Origin of the sequence: Cellulophaga omnivescoria, from assembly GCF_001999725.1 — a bacterium.
In the GTDB taxonomy this organism is placed as follows: domain Bacteria; phylum Bacteroidota; class Bacteroidia; order Flavobacteriales; family Flavobacteriaceae; genus Cellulophaga; species Cellulophaga omnivescoria.
The window spans coordinates 1-16,857 of sequence record NZ_MDDP01000006.1; the positions used below are offsets into that span (position 1 = coordinate 1).

17 protein-coding genes are annotated in these 16,857 nt (G+C 31.4%); 13 read left to right on the forward strand and 4 right to left on the reverse strand.

Translation table 11 applies throughout. The features are described from left to right. Positions 1–861: sodium:solute symporter (locus BFJ87_RS03695; protein ID WP_171974463.1), on the reverse strand; the 861-nt coding region annotated here is incomplete at its 3' end. A 108-nt stretch (positions 862–969) separates the two neighbouring features. Between BFJ87_RS03695 and recR the strand changes: the two genes are divergently transcribed. From recR to BFJ87_RS03755, 12 genes are all read left to right on the forward strand, one after another. Next, on the forward strand, positions 970–1,590 hold the full coding sequence (gene recR / locus BFJ87_RS03700) for a recombination mediator RecR (RefSeq protein ID WP_077400124.1): 621 nt from the start codon (positions 970–972) through the stop codon (positions 1,588–1,590). Positions 1,591–1,685: 95 nt separating this feature from the next. Next, positions 1,686–3,029: a dihydrolipoamide acetyltransferase family protein gene (locus BFJ87_RS03705; protein WP_077400127.1), complete on the forward strand. Its 1,344-nt coding sequence runs from the start codon at positions 1,686–1,688 to the stop codon at positions 3,027–3,029. Positions 3,030–3,148: 119 nt separating this feature from the next. Beyond that, on the forward strand, positions 3,149–3,925 hold the full coding sequence (locus BFJ87_RS03710; protein WP_077400130.1) for a 3'-5' exonuclease: 777 nt from the start codon (positions 3,149–3,151) through the stop codon (positions 3,923–3,925). A 3-nt stretch (positions 3,926–3,928) separates the two neighbouring features. Next, complete coding sequence (locus BFJ87_RS03715) at positions 3,929–4,843, forward strand: carboxypeptidase-like regulatory domain-containing protein (RefSeq protein WP_077400133.1); 915 nt, start codon at positions 3,929–3,931, stop codon at positions 4,841–4,843. Positions 4,844–4,859: 16 nt separating this feature from the next. Further along, positions 4,860–5,471 carry a fumarylacetoacetate hydrolase family protein gene (locus tag BFJ87_RS03720; protein ID WP_077400136.1) on the forward strand — a complete coding sequence of 204 codons (612 nt, stop codon included), beginning with the start codon at positions 4,860–4,862 and terminating at the stop codon, positions 5,469–5,471. Continuing rightward, positions 5,472–5,810, forward strand: coding sequence for an Hpt domain-containing protein (locus tag BFJ87_RS03725; RefSeq protein WP_077400139.1), 339 nt, complete (start codon positions 5,472–5,474; stop codon positions 5,808–5,810). Then, positions 5,810–7,057 (forward strand): competence/damage-inducible protein A, encoded by a 1,248-nt coding sequence (locus BFJ87_RS03730; RefSeq protein WP_077400142.1) that lies wholly within the window; start codon positions 5,810–5,812, stop codon positions 7,055–7,057. The genes BFJ87_RS03725 and BFJ87_RS03730 overlap by 1 nt, the downstream gene beginning before the upstream one ends. A gap of 118 nt (positions 7,058–7,175) precedes the next feature. Further along, on the forward strand, positions 7,176–7,412 hold the full coding sequence (gene rpmB, locus BFJ87_RS03735) for a 50S ribosomal protein L28 (RefSeq protein WP_077400145.1): 237 nt from the start codon (positions 7,176–7,178) through the stop codon (positions 7,410–7,412). Positions 7,413–7,433: 21 nt separating this feature from the next. Then, a complete protein-coding gene (gene rpmG / locus BFJ87_RS03740) occupies positions 7,434–7,616 on the forward strand; it encodes a 50S ribosomal protein L33 (protein ID WP_024481505.1) in 183 nt (60 codons plus the stop codon). Positions 7,617–7,658: 42 nt separating this feature from the next. Continuing rightward, entirely contained in the window at positions 7,659–7,811 is a 153-nt protein-coding gene (locus BFJ87_RS03745; RefSeq protein WP_077400148.1) for a DUF4295 domain-containing protein, read from the forward strand. A 90-nt stretch (positions 7,812–7,901) separates the two neighbouring features. Next, positions 7,902–8,864, forward strand: coding sequence for a signal recognition particle-docking protein FtsY (gene ftsY, locus BFJ87_RS03750; RefSeq protein WP_077400151.1), 963 nt, complete (start codon positions 7,902–7,904; stop codon positions 8,862–8,864). A 49-nt stretch (positions 8,865–8,913) separates the two neighbouring features. After that, positions 8,914–10,584, forward strand: coding sequence for an amidase family protein (locus BFJ87_RS03755; protein ID WP_077400154.1), 1,671 nt, complete (start codon positions 8,914–8,916; stop codon positions 10,582–10,584). On the opposite strand, the gene BFJ87_RS03760 is transcribed toward BFJ87_RS03755, so the two are convergent. After that, entirely contained in the window at positions 10,581–11,669 is a 1,089-nt protein-coding gene (locus BFJ87_RS03760; RefSeq protein WP_077400468.1) for a serine hydrolase domain-containing protein, read from the reverse strand. The genes BFJ87_RS03755 and BFJ87_RS03760 overlap by 4 nt on opposite strands. 124 nt (positions 11,670–11,793) lie before the next feature. Between BFJ87_RS03760 and rimO the strand changes: the two genes are divergently transcribed. After that, positions 11,794–13,095 (forward strand): 30S ribosomal protein S12 methylthiotransferase RimO, encoded by a 1,302-nt coding sequence (rimO, locus tag BFJ87_RS03765; RefSeq protein ID WP_077400157.1) that lies wholly within the window; start codon positions 11,794–11,796, stop codon positions 13,093–13,095. Positions 13,096–13,144: 49 nt separating this feature from the next. On the opposite strand, the gene BFJ87_RS03770 is transcribed toward rimO, so the two are convergent. Beyond that, on the reverse strand, positions 13,145–14,392 hold the full coding sequence (locus BFJ87_RS03770) for a DUF3999 family protein (protein WP_077400160.1): 1,248 nt from the start codon (positions 14,390–14,392) through the stop codon (positions 13,145–13,147). After that, positions 14,373–16,751, reverse strand: a complete 2,379-nt coding sequence (locus tag BFJ87_RS03775) for a DUF2339 domain-containing protein (RefSeq protein ID WP_077400163.1) — start codon at positions 16,749–16,751, stop codon at positions 14,373–14,375. Before BFJ87_RS03775 ends, BFJ87_RS03770 begins: the two co-directional genes overlap by 20 nt. Positions 16,752–16,857: the final 106 nt, after the last annotated feature.

A 16,857-nucleotide genomic window follows, 5' to 3' on the forward strand; every position in this document is an offset into this window, starting at 1 on the left:
TAAAAAAATAAAGTTTACAACCACCAATACCAGGCTAAAAGAAATCATATTTTTTTGTGCGTCTTTTAATGTTTTGCAACTCAGGTTTTTTTGCATCATATCTTGGTCTAAGCCTGTCATACAAATAGCAATAAACATACCCCCAAAAAACGATTTTATAAAGTGGTTTTTTGCTAAAAAACTATCTGTGTAAAAAATTTTATTGTATTGTTTTAGTTCTTCAGAGGCTAATAAATTTCCTAAACTCATATCTAGCTTATCAGTAATAAAATAGATAGATAAACCAACAGATATTAGCATAAAAAGTGTTTGTAGGGTATCTGTCCATACAATGGTTTTTATTCCGCCTTTAAAAGTGTAAATCCATATAAGAAGTATGGAGAGTATTACCGTAATTTCAAACGGAATGTTTAAATCATCAAAAACAAACTGCTGTAATACTAATGCCACTAAAAATAACCTAAAAGAGGCTCCTAATACCCTAGATATAAAGAAAAAGAAAGCGCCAGTTTTGTAACTAACTAAACCAAAACGCTCTTTTAAATATTCGTATATAGAAGTAACATTTAATTTATAATAAATTGGCATTAAAAGATAGGCAATAACAAAGTAGCCTATAAGGTAACCAAACACAACCTGCATATAACTAAATTGTGAGCCTTGTACCCATCCCGGAACAGATATAAAAGTTACACCAGATAAAGATGCGCCAACCATACCAAAAGCAACTACATACCAAGGAGATTGTTTGCCAGCTTTAAAAAAATCTTCATTAGAGTCGTTTTTGCCGGTTAAGTAAGATATTAATAGTAAAACTAAAAAGTAACAACCTATTAGTAGTAATATATGCGTAGATGTCATGAGTAGTAATTTGTGATTGCAAAGTACAAAAAGAAAAAATATCATCATAGGATTAATAGTCGCCAAAAAACAAGAATAAATTGTAAATTTGTATAGAAAATTAATAGTATGGATTTCTCTTCTAAATTGTTAGAAAATGCAGTGTATGAAATATCTCAATTACCTGGTATTGGTAAGCGTACAGCTTTGCGTTTGGCATTACATTTATTAAAACAGCCAAAGGATCAAACTAGTGCATTATCTAATAGTTTACTAAAATTAAGAGAAGAAATTAAGTTTTGTACCAACTGTCATAATATATCAGACGTTGCTTTGTGTGAAATTTGTGCTAATCCAAAAAGAGATGAGTCTATAGTTTGTGTTGTAGAAGATATTAGAGATGTAATGGCTATAGAAAATACAGGACAATTCAGGGGTCTGTATCACGTTTTAGGAGGGAGAATTTCTCCAATGGAGGGAGTGGGTCCGCAAAATTTAACAATAAATTCTTTGGTAAATAAATCTAAAGAAGGTATAATTAAAGAGTTAATTTTTGCTTTAAGTTCTACTATGGAAGGTGATACTACCAACTTTTATATTTACAAACAAATAGAAGGTATGGGCTTAAAAACATCTACAATTGCACGTGGTATTGCCGTTGGTGATGAGTTAGAATATGCAGATGAGGTAACCCTTGGTAGAAGTATATTAAATAGGGTTCCTTTTGAGAATTCTTTAAAATTAGGATAGTTTAAATTAAAATAAATGCACTAAATTTAATTAAATGACGTTTTAATTAGTATTTTTGCAAAATTAAGTATATAAATTGCTTTTAAAATAGTAATATGTCAAAATTTGAATTAAAATTACCTCAGATGGGAGAAAGTGTTGCAGAGGCAACATTAACTACTTGGTTAAAAGAAGTAGGAGATACCATTGAGATGGATGAGGCTGTTTTTGAAATTGCCACTGATAAGGTAGATTCTGAAGTGCCTTCTGAAGTAGAAGGTGTCTTAGTTGAAAAACTTTTTAACGTTGATGATATAGTACAAGTAGGACAAACTGTTGCCATTATAGAAATTTCTGGAGAAGCAGAAACCTCTAATGAAACAGAAAGTAATACGCCAGCGGTAGAAGAAAAAGCAGAAGAAACACCAGAAGTTGCTGCCATAGAAAGTTCTATTGCTGTGGCAAAAGAAACGGTAGCTACATCGCAAGATTTTAGTGATTCAGACAAATTTTACTCTCCTTTAGTTAAAAATATAGCTAAAGAAGAAGGTATTACTATAGCAGAGTTAGATGCTATAAAAGGTACAGGTAAAGAAGGCAGAGTTACTAAAACAGATATATTAAATTACGTAGAAAACAGAACAGTACCTAGTACTAATGGTAGTGCAGAAGCGCCAAAAAGTGCACCAGCTCCGCAGCCACAACCTGTAAAAACACCAGCTCCTAAAGCAGCACCTGTAGTAGCATCTGCTGGAGATGAGGTTGTTCCTTTGTCTCGTATGGGTAAATTAATAGCGCAGCATATGACTGCTAGTGTGGCTACATCTGCTCACGTACAAAGTTTTATAGAGGTAGATGTTACTAACCTTGTAAACTGGAGAAACAAAAACAAAAATGCCTTTTTAAAGAGAGAAGGAGAAAAACTTACGTTTACACCAATATTTATGGAGGCAGTTGCTTTTGCAATTAAAAAGTTTCCTTTAATAAATATTTCTTTTGACGGAGAGTCTGTAATTAAAAAGAAAAATATAAACCTAGGTATGGCAGCAGCATTACCAGACGGAAATTTAATTGTACCTGTAATTAAAAATGCAGATCAGTTAAACTTAGTTGGTATGGCTAAAGTTGTAAATGATTTAGCAGACAGAGCAAGAAACAATGCTTTAAAGCCAGATGATATCCAAGGTGGTACATATACTGTAACCAATGTAGGTACATTTGGTAGTGTATTTGGTACACCAATTATTAACCAGCCGCAAGTAGCAATTTTAGCCTTAGGAGCCATACGTAAAGTGCCATCTGTTATAGAAACACCAGAAGGTGATTTTATAGGTATACGTTCTAAAATGTTTTTATCTCATAGTTATGATCACCGTGTTGTAAATGGTGCTTTAGGAGGTATGTTTATAAAAGCAGTGGCAGAATACTTAGAAGCTTGGGATGTGAACAGAGAAATATAAAACAATACCAACATAATAACACAATAAAATGCCCTGTTTTTTAATAGGGCATTTTTTATACCCATTTTATTTTTTCTAAAAGTTGCTATTCATTTATCTTTGTGTTAAAACACAGTAAAATGGATTTAAAATTAACACGCCCAATTTGTTTTTTTGATTTAGAAACAACTGGTATAAACGTGGCTAAAGATAGAGTGGTAGAGATTTCCATTTTAAAAGTATACCCTAACGGAAATAAAGAAAGTAAGACGTGGCTGGTAAATCCAGAAATGCATATTCCAGATGAGGTAGTTGCAGTACATGGTATTAGCAATGAGAAAGTTGCAAATGAACCTACTTTTGCACAATTATCTAAAGAAATTTACGCAATAATTAAAGATTGTGACTTAGGTGGTTACAATTCAGATAGGTTTGATATTCCTCTTTTAGCAGAAGAAATGCTTCGGGCTGGAGTAGATTTTGATATGAAAAATACAGTTTCTGTAGATGTGCAAACCATCTTTTTTAAGATGGAGAAAAGAACATTAGAAGCTGCTTATAAATTTTATTGTAATAAAGAGCTCACCAATGCACACAGTGCAGCGGCAGATACTAATGCCACTTTTGAGGTCTTAAAATCGCAATTAGATCGGTACCCAGAGTTAGATAATGATATTAAAAAATTATCAGAATTTACCACTCGTAAGAAGTTTGCAGACTTTGCAGGTTTTATAATTATAGACCAAGATGGTGACCCAGCTTTTTCTTTTGGTAAGCATAAAGGTAAAAAGGTAGATGATGTTTTAGAGAAAGAACCAGGCTACTTTGGGTGGATTTTAAATGCAGATTTTCCGTTGTACACAAAAAAAGTACTTACTCAAATAAAACTTAGTAAGTTAAACAATAAGTTAAGCTAAATAATGAGATTTTTCTTTTTGCTTTTTTTTAGTGTTGTTAGTTTGTCTGCACAAGAAATTTTAATAGACGGCACCATATACAACGCAAAAACACAAGAGCCAATACCATATGTAAATGTTAGTTTTTTAAACACCTTAAAGGGTGCTTCTACAGATGAAAAAGGATATTTTTTTGTAGATGTACCTTCCTCTTTTTTAGAAAAACAAGTGCACTTATCTTCTTTAGGTTTTAAAGACACAATTGTAGCTGTAAAAAAACTAGTAGAAGAAAAAAAGTTTGGTATGTTAGAAGAGTCTTTTGAGTTAGATGAGGTTGTTGTGGCTAAGTCTTTAGGAGACTCATTTGTATTAAACCCTATTGCTAGTTATGATTTAAAAAGCGGATTTTCGTCTTCTTCTACACCTTGGGTTTTGGCAACTTATTATCCTAATATAGGAGCTCAAAAAAAATATGTAAATAAGGTAACTGTATTTTTTCAAAAAAATGAAGGGTTTAAAAGAAGAGCATCTAAATTTAGAATTCGTGTGTACGACGTAGATCCGGAAACTAAAAAACCAGCTAAGGATTTGTTACGCAAAAGTATAATTTTAGAGACCTTTGTAGAAAATGATTTTGTATCTATAGATTTATCGGCCTTTAATATAAAAATGCCTAGACAAGGCTTATATATTGGATTAGAGTGGCTGTTTGTGCCTTACAATTGGTATGCAATAAAAGGTAAAGATCCTTTAACTAATGAGCTTACAATTGAAGATAGGTTTGCCCCAACATTTGGTGGTGTTTACAATAAAAACCAAAATTTTAAAGTTATGGTTTATGGTATGGGAGAATGGACAGATTTTAAGGTGAAATCTAAAGATAATACCAAGCACTTAATACCAGCAGTGAGTTTAAAATTGTCTAAAGAAAAGCAGTAAACTAATAAAGCATATTATGAAAATTATTTGTATTGGTCGTAATTATACAGATCATATTAAAGAATTGGCCAATGAAAAGCCTACAGATCCTGTTGTTTTTATTAAGCCAGATTCTGCTGTGTTGCCTAAAGAACAAGATTTTTACATACCAGAATTCTCTGATAATATCCATTATGAAGTAGAGGTATTAGTTAAAATTAAAAAAGTAGGAAAACATATAGAACAAAAATTTGCTGCCAATTATTATGATGAAATTGGGTTAGGAATAGACTTTACAGCACGTGATTTACAATCTAAGCTAAAAGAAAAAGGTTTACCTTGGGAAAAAGCAAAAGGTTTTGATGGTGCGGCAGTAATAGGTAAATGGTTGCCAAAAAGTAAATTTTCTTCTGTAGATAATATAAATTTTTCATTGTTTAAAAATGAAGAAATAGTACAAAAGGGAAATACAAATTTAATGTTGTGGAAAATAGACGAGCTTATATCGTATGTTTCTCAATACTTTATGTTAAAAAAAGGAGATGTTATATTTACAGGTACACCAGCAGGTGTAGGACGGGTAGATGCTAATGATTATCTTTGTGGCACCTTAGAAGGTGAAGAAATGTTTACATTAAATATAAAATAAATGATTTATAGTCTTGATAAATTAAATGAAATGGCAGATGGTGATAATGATTTTATCAATTCTGTAGTATCTGTATTTTTAGAAGAAGTACCAGAAGATTTAGGTCTTCTAGAAAAAGCAATTGAAAGTAGAGATTATGAGCCAACTTACCAATTAGCTCATAAAATTAAACCTAATGTAGATTTGTTGGGTATGGAGCAAACTATGGCTGCGGCTTATGAAATAGAGTCTCTGGGTAAGCAACAAGGAGATTTTAATAAAATTGATGAAATTTTTAAAACCTTAAAGGTTGATATAGAGCAGGTGGTGTCTGAATTAAAAAATGATTTTAGTCTGTAATGCTTGCAGAGATAATTACCATAGGTGATGAGTTACTCATTGGTCAGGTAATAGACACCAATTCAGCTTTTATAGGTAAGGAGTTAAATAAGATTGGAGTTGCTGTTTATCAGATTACATCTGTACAAGACAATAAACAACAAATTCTTTCGGCTTTAAATGATGCGTCTAAAAGAGTAGACATAGTTTTAATAACTGGCGGTTTAGGTCCTACTAAAGACGATATTACCAAGCATACATTGTGTGAGTTTTTTAATGATGTCCTGGTTCAGGACAATAAAGTTTTAGCTCATGTAGAGGAGTTGTTTAAAAAGTTTTCAGATAAACCTATACTAGACGTAAACCGTCAGCAAGCCAAAGTATTATCTAAGGCTACCGTATTACATAATGTTAAAGGTACTGCTCCAGGGATGTGGATTAAAGATGCAGATACTGTATTTGTGTCAATGCCAGGAGTGCCTTTTGAAATGCGTTATTTAATAACAGAAGAGGTTATACCTCGTATTACAAAAGAGTTTAAAAGGCCGCATATTATACACAAAACATTTATAACATACGGAGTTGGTGAAAGTACTTTAGCAGAGCAAATAAGTAGCTGGGAAAATCAATTACCACCTTTTATAAAACTAGCATATTTACCAAGTTTAGGATCTGTACGTTTGCGTTTATCTGGAACAAGTGTAGATAAAGATAGTTTAGAAAAAATTATAAAGGAAGAAAGCTTAAAGTTAAAAACTCTAATAGGGGATATAATTTATGGCGATGAAGGTGAGGATGAGTTAGAGGTTGTAGTAGCTAAATTGTTTACAGAAAAAAGAAAAACTTTAGCTACAGCAGAAAGTTTTACTGGAGGTAAAATTTCAGAAATTATTACATCAATTCCAGGGGCTTCAGCATATTTTAAAGGAGGTATTGTAAGCTATGCTACAGAGGTTAAATCCGCTTTGTTAGGTGTTTCAGAAGATCTTATTAAACAACACTCTGTAGTTAGTGAAGAGGTTGCTATGGCAATGGCAAAAAATGTAAAAAAAATGCTTAATACAGATTTTGCAATAGCCACTACAGGTAATGCTGGGCCAACAAAAGGAGATTCTGATGCCGAAGTGGGAACTGTTTATATTGGTGTGGCAACACCAACAAAAATTTTTGCCGTATACCATCAATTAGGAGGGCAAAGAGAAAGAGTGGTAAATAAAGCTGTAAGCAAGGCTTTAGAACTGTTGTATAAAGGAATATTAGGTTGCTAAATAGCAACAATTTAGAGGTAGATAAAATAATTTTAAAAATTTGATGAAAAGAATTTTGTCTACCCAAAAAAAAGCTATAAATTTGCAGCCTGTTTAAAATAACACAAAATCTAGCATAATGTCAAAAGTTTGTGAAATCACTGGAAAGAAAGCAATGTTTGGAAATAACGTGTCTTTCTCTATTAATAAGACAAGAAGAAGGTTTGATGTAAATCTTTCCAAAAAACGTTTTTACATTCCAGAGGAAGATCGTTGGATAACTTTAAAAGTATCTACAAGAGCTCTTAAGAGTATCAACAAAAAAGGAATCTCTGAAGTATTAAAAGAGGCTAAAGCACAGGGGGTTATTAAATAATCTCTTTAAAAAATAATAAAGATGGCAAAGAAAGGTAACAGAATACAAGTTATTTTAGAGTGTACAGAGCATAAAGAATCTGGGCAACCAGGTACTTCTAGGTACATTACCACTAAAAACAAAAAGAACACTCCAGACAGAATTGAGTTAAAGAAATTTAACCCAATCCTTAAGAAAATGACTGTTCATAAAGAAATAAAATAATTTAAATTTCCTTTAGTAAGGAAATTGTTAAACTATAAAGTTATGGCAAAGAAAACAGTAGCAAGTTTACAGACCAGCTCAAAGAGATTAACTAAAGCCATTAAAATGGTAAAGTCTCCTAAAACAGGAGCTTACACGTTTGTGGAATCAGTTATGGCTCCAGAATTAGTAAACGAGTGGTTAGCTAAAAAATAATATCAATATACAGTATTGATAATAAAGCTACTTTCATTAGAAAGTGGCTTTTTTTATTTTTATATCTTTGGTAAAATTACAGGATAAAAAATGAGTCTATTTAAAAATATATTTTCTTCAAAAAAGAAGGAAAGCCTTGATAAAGGTTTAGAGAAAAGTAAAAGTAGCTTTTTTTCTAAGTTGAGTAAAGCTGTTGCTGGTAAAGCTAAGGTAGATGATGATGTGTTAGATAACTTGGAAGAAATTTTAGTTACTTCTGACGTTGGTGTAGATACTACCTTAAAAATTATAGATCGTATAGAAGCACGTGTTTCTAAAGATAAATATTTAGGGACAGATGAGTTAAATGTAATTTTACGAGAAGAAATTGCGGCTTTATTATCTGAGACAAATACTGGTAATGAAACCGAGTTTACTGTACCTAAAGATGTAAAGCCTTATGTAATTATGGTTGTTGGTGTTAATGGTGTTGGTAAAACTACTACCATTGGAAAAATGGCTTATCAATTTAAAAAACAAGGTTTAAAAGTTGTTTTAGGTGCTGCAGATACTTTTAGGGCTGCGGCAATAGATCAACTACAGGTTTGGGCAGATCGCGTAGATATTCCAATTGTAAAACAAAAAATGGGTAGTGATCCTGCTTCTGTTGCTTTTGATACCTTAAGTTCTGCTGTAACACAAAATGCAGATGTGGTAATTATAGATACTGCTGGCCGTTTGCATAATAAGGTAAATTTAATGAATGAGCTTACTAAGGTAAAACGAGTAATGCATAAGGTTGTAGATAATACGCCGCATGATGTAATGCTTGTTTTAGATGGTTCTACTGGTCAAAATGCTTTTGAGCAGGCCAAACAATTTACTAAAGCTACAGAGGTAACTTCATTAGCAGTTACTAAATTAGACGGTACTGCAAAAGGTGGTGTTGTAATAGGGATCTCAGATCAGTTTCAAATTCCGGTTAAATATATTGGGGTAGGAGAAGGTATAGAGGACTTACAGGTTTTTAATAAGTATGAGTTTGTAGACTCATTCTTTAACCTAAAAAAATAATTTTATAAAGCCTCCTTGCGGAGGTTTTTTTGTTTAAAACTATCTGGTTATGAAAAAAATATTAGTAGTTGTATTGGTTTTACTTACTTATGCTTGTAAAAACAAAAAAGAAACGTCTAATGAAGAAGTTGTATTGTGGGCTCCATATAACGACTCTTTAGAGTTGGAAAAAAATAAAACGCATAAAAACTCTAGAATGCGTTATAAACTTTTACAATCTAAAGTAATTGATAAAAATGCAATTTTTCTTCCCTTATATCCAGAGGTTCAAAAATTATCAGAAGAAGAATATACGGCATTAAAGCCACTTATTTTGGAGCAGAATATATATGATTTGCGTAAACAAATAGACGAAGGGAAATTAACTTATGAAAAGCTGGTACTTTTTTATTTATACAGAATTTATAAATATGAATTGGATAATGCTACAACCTTAAATACGGTAATTGCTTTAAATAGTGAAGTAGTTAAGCAGGCTCGTAAGTTAGACGAGCTTAAAAAAACAGATAATGAGCCAAGTAATAAGCACCCCATATACGGTATGCCTATATTGTTAAAAGACAATATTAATACTAAGAATATGGTAACTACAGCTGGTGCAATAGCATTAAAAAATAACAGTACAGATGATGCTTTTATAGTAAAGCGACTAAAGAAAAATGGTGCTCTAATTTTAGGAAAAGTTAATTTAAGTGAATGGGCTTACTTTTTGTGCTCTGGTTGCCCTGTTGGTTATAGTGCTGTAGGCGGGCAAACATTAAATCCGTATGGTAGAGCAGTTTTTGAGACTGGAGGTTCTAGTGCTGGCAGTGGTACTGCTGTAGCGGCTAATTATGCAGTAGCAGCCGTAGGTACAGAAACATCTGGTTCCATTTTGTCTCCATCTAGTCAAAATTCTGTTGTTGGTTTAAAACCAACTATTGGTTTTTTAAGTAGAACAGGTATAGTGCCAATTTCTAGTACTTTAGATACACCTGGGCCAATGGCAAAGAATACTATTGATGCTGCAATATTATTAGATGCTATGAAAGGCAAAGATGAGTTAGATGGTAAATCTATTGCTGTAGAAACTGGAGTGCTATCAGCTACTTTATCTAGTAATAGTTTAAAGGGTAAACGTTTTGGAGCTATAAAAAGTTTATTAGAAACAGATTCTATTTATAAAATAACAATAGATAAATTAAGAGAACAAGGCAGTGTAATTATAGAAATTACTCCTCCAGAGGTATCAATGGATGGTTTTTTAAGTATTTTAAATATTGATATGAAATACGATTTGCCAACCTATATAAACAGTCAAACTAAAAATAAATTACCAATAAAAGATATAAAATCTGCCGTAGCATTTAATGAAAAAGACTCTGTTGTAAGAATACCTTATGGGCAAGCCTTATTTAGAGGAATTTTAGCGGATACCACTACAGTTGAACAACTAGCTGTTATTGTTAGTGATTTAGAGCAAAGCGGAAGACGTTATTTTAATGAAGCTATGAATGCTTATAATTTAAATGCAATTTTATCTATAAATAATTATCATGCTGGTTATGCAGCAGTAGCTAAATATCCTGCAATTACAGTACCAATGGGATATAAAAAAACAGGGGAGCCAATTAGTTTAACTTTTATAGCAAAACAATTTAACGAGGCAGACTTGTTGCGTTATGCAGCAGGTTTTGAGTCTGTTTTTAATGTGAGAAAAATGCCAAAAGATTACAACTAGTTAATTAGGTTGTTTATTTTTTCCCAAAGTAAATTGTCAAAACTAGACGGACCAAGTAGTTCATCATTAGCAGCATCACCTAAACGTACAACAACTAAGTTTTTACTAGGTGAAATGTATAGTTTTTGGTCATCCTTGCCTAAGGCGGCTATTAAATCGTTGGGTGCATTAGGTATTAATTTACCTGCGTAATCTAGTTCTGAAGCAGGTAATTTATATGATGCTTTTCCGTTTAGCCACCAAAAATAACCGTATGCATCATTTAAGTTCTGAGACGTGCTTGTCATTTCGTTAAAATATGTTTCTGATTCTAACACCGGAATTCCGTCCCAATTTCCTTTATTTAGATTTAAAATTCCATACCTGGCCATACTTCTGGCGTTACTGTAATACAATTTAAAATAACCAACTGGCAACCAACTACCTTGCATGCCAATTACATTTTTAAGTTTATTATTAAAATAAGTGTTAAAATTTTGCTGTGCGGCTCCTTCTACAATATTGTGTGTAATAGTGTATGCTCCATTATGATAGTACCAAAATGTGCCTGGTAAATTTTTAAAAGTGAAACACTCTGGGTCTGTGCAGTTGTTGTTAGTTACAGTGTAGTCTAAACCAGTAGTCATTGTTAAATGGTTTTTAACTGTAATGTTTTGTTCTTGGGCAGAGGTTAAAGAAGACCAGCCTGTACCCAAGTAATTGCTAGATGGTTTGTTAATGTCTAGTAAGCCTTCATCAATAGCAATTCCTGCGGTAAAAGATACTAATGTTTTTGCTGCAGAATTCCAAGCTAAATTTGTAGTTGCATTAGCACCGTTTCCATACCATTCAACTATAATTTTCCCGTTATTAAGTATTAAAAAAGCTTTTGTTTTGTTGGCTTCAACAAAACTTAAAAGCGGTTGTAAAGCATCTTCATCCCAGCCTAAATTTTCGACTGTATTAGTTTTCCACTCGTCAGAGTTAATAGGCGGAAAATACATTTCATTAGAATCTGTATCGTCTATACTATTTTCTTTATCTGTAGAACAACTACAAATTGTGCAAAGCAATACTATTAAAAAAAAATATTTGTGACTAGTCATTGTATTTATTTTTATGTTAGATAACATTAAAGACTAATGGTTTAACGTAAAAATCATAAAATTAGTTCTATATAGCTGTCATTCCTTAAGCAAGTTGTATTTTTGCAGCCAATTTTAATAGATTATGCGCACAAAATCACTAAAAACAAACAAAATTAATGTAGTTACTTTGGGTTGCTCTAAAAATGTGTACGATTCTGAAGTACTAATGGGGCAATTAAAAGCAAACGGTAAAGAAGTGGCTCATGAAGAAGAGGGTAATATTGTTGTAATAAATACGTGTGGCTTTATTGATAATGCAAAAGAAGAAAGTGTAAATACTATTTTAGATTTTGTACAGAAGAAAGAAGCTGGTGAGGTAGATAAGGTTTTTGTTACTGGGTGTTTAAGTGAGCGTTATAAGCCGGATTTAATTAAGGAAATTCCAAATGTAGATGAGTATTTTGGTACTAGTCAACTACCTAGTTTATTAAAAGCTTTAGAGGCAGATTATAAGCATGAATTAATAGGAGAGCGTGTAACAACAACTCCTAAAAACTATGCTTACTTAAAAATAGCTGAAGGTTGTGATAGGCCTTGTTCTTTTTGTGCAATACCATTAATGCGTGGTAAGCATAAAAGTACACCTATTGAAGATTTGGTTACTGAAGCTAAAAAATTAGCAGCCAAAGGTGTTAAAGAGTTAATATTAATTGCCCAAGATTTAACATACTATGGTTTAGATTTATATAAAAAACGAAATTTAGCAGAACTGTTAGAGGCATTAGTGAAAGTGGATGGTATAGAATGGATACGTTTGCACTATGCGTTTCCTACTGGTTTTCCTATGGATGTTTTAGATTTGATGAATAAGGAGCCAAAAATTTGTAATTATTTAGATATTCCTTTACAACATATATCAGATGCTATTTTAAAGAGTATGCGCCGTGGAACTACACAGGCAAAAACCACTAAGTTGTTGCAAGATTTTAGAGCTACGGTGCCAAATATGACAATTAGAACAACATTAATTGTTGGTTACCCTGGAGAAACAGAAGAAGATTTTGAAACTTTAAAACAATGGGTAACAGATATGCGTTTTGAACGCTTAGGTTGTTTTACATATAGTCATGAAGAAAACACCCACGCCTATAACTTGGAAGATAACGTGCCAGAAGAGGTAAAGCAAGATAGGGCCAACCAAATTATGGAGATTCAATCACAGATTTCTTGGGAATTAAATCAAGAAAAAATTGGGGAAACTTTTAAGTGTATTATTGATAGAAAAGAAGGTAATTATTTTGTGGGAAGAACAGAGTTTGATTCTCCTGATGTAGATAATGAAGTTTTAATTGATGCTACCAAGCATTACCTAAAACAAGGAGAATATGCTAATATAAAAATTACAGAAGCTGCAGACTTTGATTTGTACGGAGAACCAGTATAACTAAAAATAAATAAAAAAAAGCCCTAGAACTTAAATTCTAGGGCTTTTTTTATTTATTTTCTTCGGGCTTATTGCTTAGCATTTTATAAGAAAACCATCCAATAATAGTCATAATTAAAACCATTATAACCCACAGCCATAATTTGTTATTAAAAAGTGGCTCTTGGGTTTGTTTTTCTTTTTTAGCTATAAAAACAGGTTCACCTAGGGAGAGTTTTTTTATGTTTTTAGGCATTTTTATGTTTAACTGTGCAATATCGTAACTAGGACCATAGGCATCTTTGTTACCATATGTTAAATAGTATGTAGCTGGCTCAGTAAACCTAGCAGTAAGTAAATACTTGTATCCTTTAGCAGATATGTTTTTTATTTTTAAAGGTTGATTGTCAAAATTTAAAATAGTTATGCGTATCTTTTTTGAGAAGGTATTGTCAAAAGTAAATGTATTATTTTCTATTGAGGATAATGTTCCTACACTTAAAGTGTTGTAGTCGTATAAATAACCTTTATCAGTTTTAACACTGTCCAAAAGTTCCTCAATTTTTATAGGTCTATAATAGTCAATATCATCACTAACATTTATTGTTACTTGGTGAGTGGGAGCCTTTTTTGTAAGGTTAACATTAATAATGGTTTTTTTGTTTTTTTTGTCTTCGTTAATGTTGTAAGACTTTAATTTTCTGTCTGTAATATTGGCAGTTGTTTTTTGTTTAAGCTCTAAAGTTGCTCTTTTTAATATAGGTTCTTCATCACTTTTAATTCCTATTCTAAAATAGGTGTATTCCGCTGCACTAAAATTAATGTCTGTAAAACTATAATTTGTTAGGTTATTTTTAATGGCAACAATTCTATAATCATCATATATTTTAAACCATTTTTTTTGATGATGACTAGCTTCAACCGAAACTTTCCAATCAAAATTAGTATTCTCAAAATCTAATTTTATATGGTTTATAGGATCTTTGGAAGGTACTTTTAATGTAAAGTAGTATATACCATCTTTAGTACTTGCATTTAATAATTTATATTCTACCGTTTTAGTTTTTAATTCTGGTGATGTGTAATTAAAAAGGTATGGAGCTTCAATAGTATCATTTTTTGGAGTTATACCATAAATACGAATATCACTTAAATGATCTTGGGTATTAGCAAATACAGTATCTGGTAAAACAATATTATGCCAAGTATCTGTAATGTTTTTAAGCTCAATTTTGGCATCATACTTTTGCATTTGTGCATAAAATACAGTAGTAACTAGTAAAAAAAATAATACGGCTTTATTCTGTTTTTGATTCATCAAAAATTTTGTTTTTGTACTTGTTGTATAAAAATGAAACTCCTAAAATTAATAGTCCTAAAATAACTAAAACAATAGTTTTAGATATGGTATTTAAAGAGGCTAAATCTAAAAAGAAAAGTTTAATAATAGTAACGCCAAAAAGGATTATGCCGCCAATACGTATGTATTTTATTTTTTTCCATATTCCTTTTGCTACTAAAAAGAATGAATATACACCCCACAAAATACTTAATTCTAGCCCGTATGTTTGTTCTGCACCAGACAAGTCTATCCAATTAATAAGTTCGCTACTTAAAACCCAAAGTACTGTTATATTAAGTAATATAGAAAACGCAATTTTAAAGTTTATGCGCATAAAACTTTGTTTAGTGTAACTATAAGTACAGTAAACTATTAGTGCTGTAAATGCATAAAGTATATACCTTACTGCAAGGTGCATACTTCCAGAGTTGTAATATTCAGACGGATTTAAATAACTATCTCTTAAGTCACTTAAAATAAGTAGACCAATTGTTAAAGAAATAAATAAAACAAGACTGTTAATGCTAATGTTTGCAATACCTAATGCTCTGTTTTTTATCTTTTTAATATTTATAATACTTAGTATAGAAAAGAATAACAAGGTGTAGCATACAAGTGTTAGTATGCTAAAGCTATTAATGTCATAATTAATAGGGTTGCTATAAATGTCTGTTTTGTCTATTATAATTTTAGACTTATCTAGAGCTAAATTAAAGTAGTGTATTATTTCTACAAAGAAACTATTAAATGTTACTAATATTAATAGTATTGGGGTAATGTAAGATAAAACGTTGTTTTTGGTATTGTGTTTTTTATTGGTTGTATAAATGAAATGCAAAGAGGTAATGCTAAGTAAAGATCCTAATAAATTTACGTTTAATAGTGGAGTAACATTACCTGCGTAATCACTATAATAACTATGATCTAAGTAGTATGTTCCCCAATCTTGAAACAAGCTTAGCAGAGATAATATTATTAACGGATAAGAGATTTGCTTTAATATAGGAGCGCCTTTTGATGAGCCAATATAGAAAAGTAAAGCGGCAATAGTAATCCATAAAATAGTAACGTAATTACCGTCTAGTTGTACAGGTACAGCAATGGTGATAAAAACAAAGACCATACCTAATATAAAATATAAAAGCTTGCTATCTGCTAGTTTTTGTTTGTATAAAATAGTACCAGCAATAAAATGCAACAACGCATTTGCAACCGTAAATAAGCCTAAATAACCTTTGTAATCTTGATTATAACTTAGTAGGTAAAAACCATAACCAAAAAAGATAAAAGAGTTTACTAAAAGTATTAAAATAGAGCTAGGATTAAAAGCGTGGTTCTTTTTTATTTTATTAACTATAAATGTTGTGTAAAATATCAGAAAAAATATAAACAAGAATAAAAAGGCTTTTGTAAAGTAGTCATAATTATAGCTAAATAAAAACCACGAACCGTATATAAACCAAGTAAATATAAAAGCAGAGTAGAATAAGCCCTTCCAATCTTTTTTAAATGACAATGTTAAAATGCCTATATTAATTATAGACATATACGTAAATAAAATACCAACTTCACCAGAGCCGCTACTTAATAAAAAAGGAACTGCATAAGCGCCAACCAGCCCAATATGTGCAATGGTTTGTTTGTTGTAGTTGGTAGCAGCAATAATGGTAAACACAGTAAGTATTACCATTATTGCAAAAGCGGGTATTTGCGGTAGAATATTATAAAAGCTATAAGCGGCAAACGTTATAAAATACATTATAGCTATAGATCCGCTTACTAAAACAGCACTGTAATTTGTATATTTTTGTTTTAGTTTAATGCCCAGACCAAGTAAACCTAGACCAGTTAAGTAACCTAAAATTATTCTGGTTAGCGGACTAATTAAATTATTTTCTATAGAGTATTTTGCGCCAATTGCAACACCAATTATTAGAATAAGAACACCTATTTTACTTAGTAAGTTTTCACCAATAAACTTTTCAATATTAGATTTGGCTTTAGGTTTAGATATTTTTGTTTTTATATTTTGTTTAGGTTGTGTAGTTGCATTTTTCGGGACAGTAATAGGGTCTTTATAAACATCTTTTGTCACTTCTATAACAGGTTCTTCTACTGTAGGCTTTTCTGCTGTAGGTTCTGTAATAGGAGTAACTTCTGGTGTTGTAATAGTTGCAGTCTTTTCACTACTTTTTTGTTTAGGAATACCCTCTTTTTTGAGTCGCTCTATTTCTTTGTGAAGAACCATAAGTTCCTTTGCAAAATGCTCTTGCTTGCTTAAAAGAATTTCAAACTGTTTGGTTAGGTTATTTAAATATTCTTGGTCGTTTGCCATAAGCTGGTTCCTAAAAATTACTAGTTATTATAGTAGTGTGCAATGTAGCTATTACTATAAGTAGGTTTGTACCCTGTAAACCGTGAAAATATAACAGTTTACATAT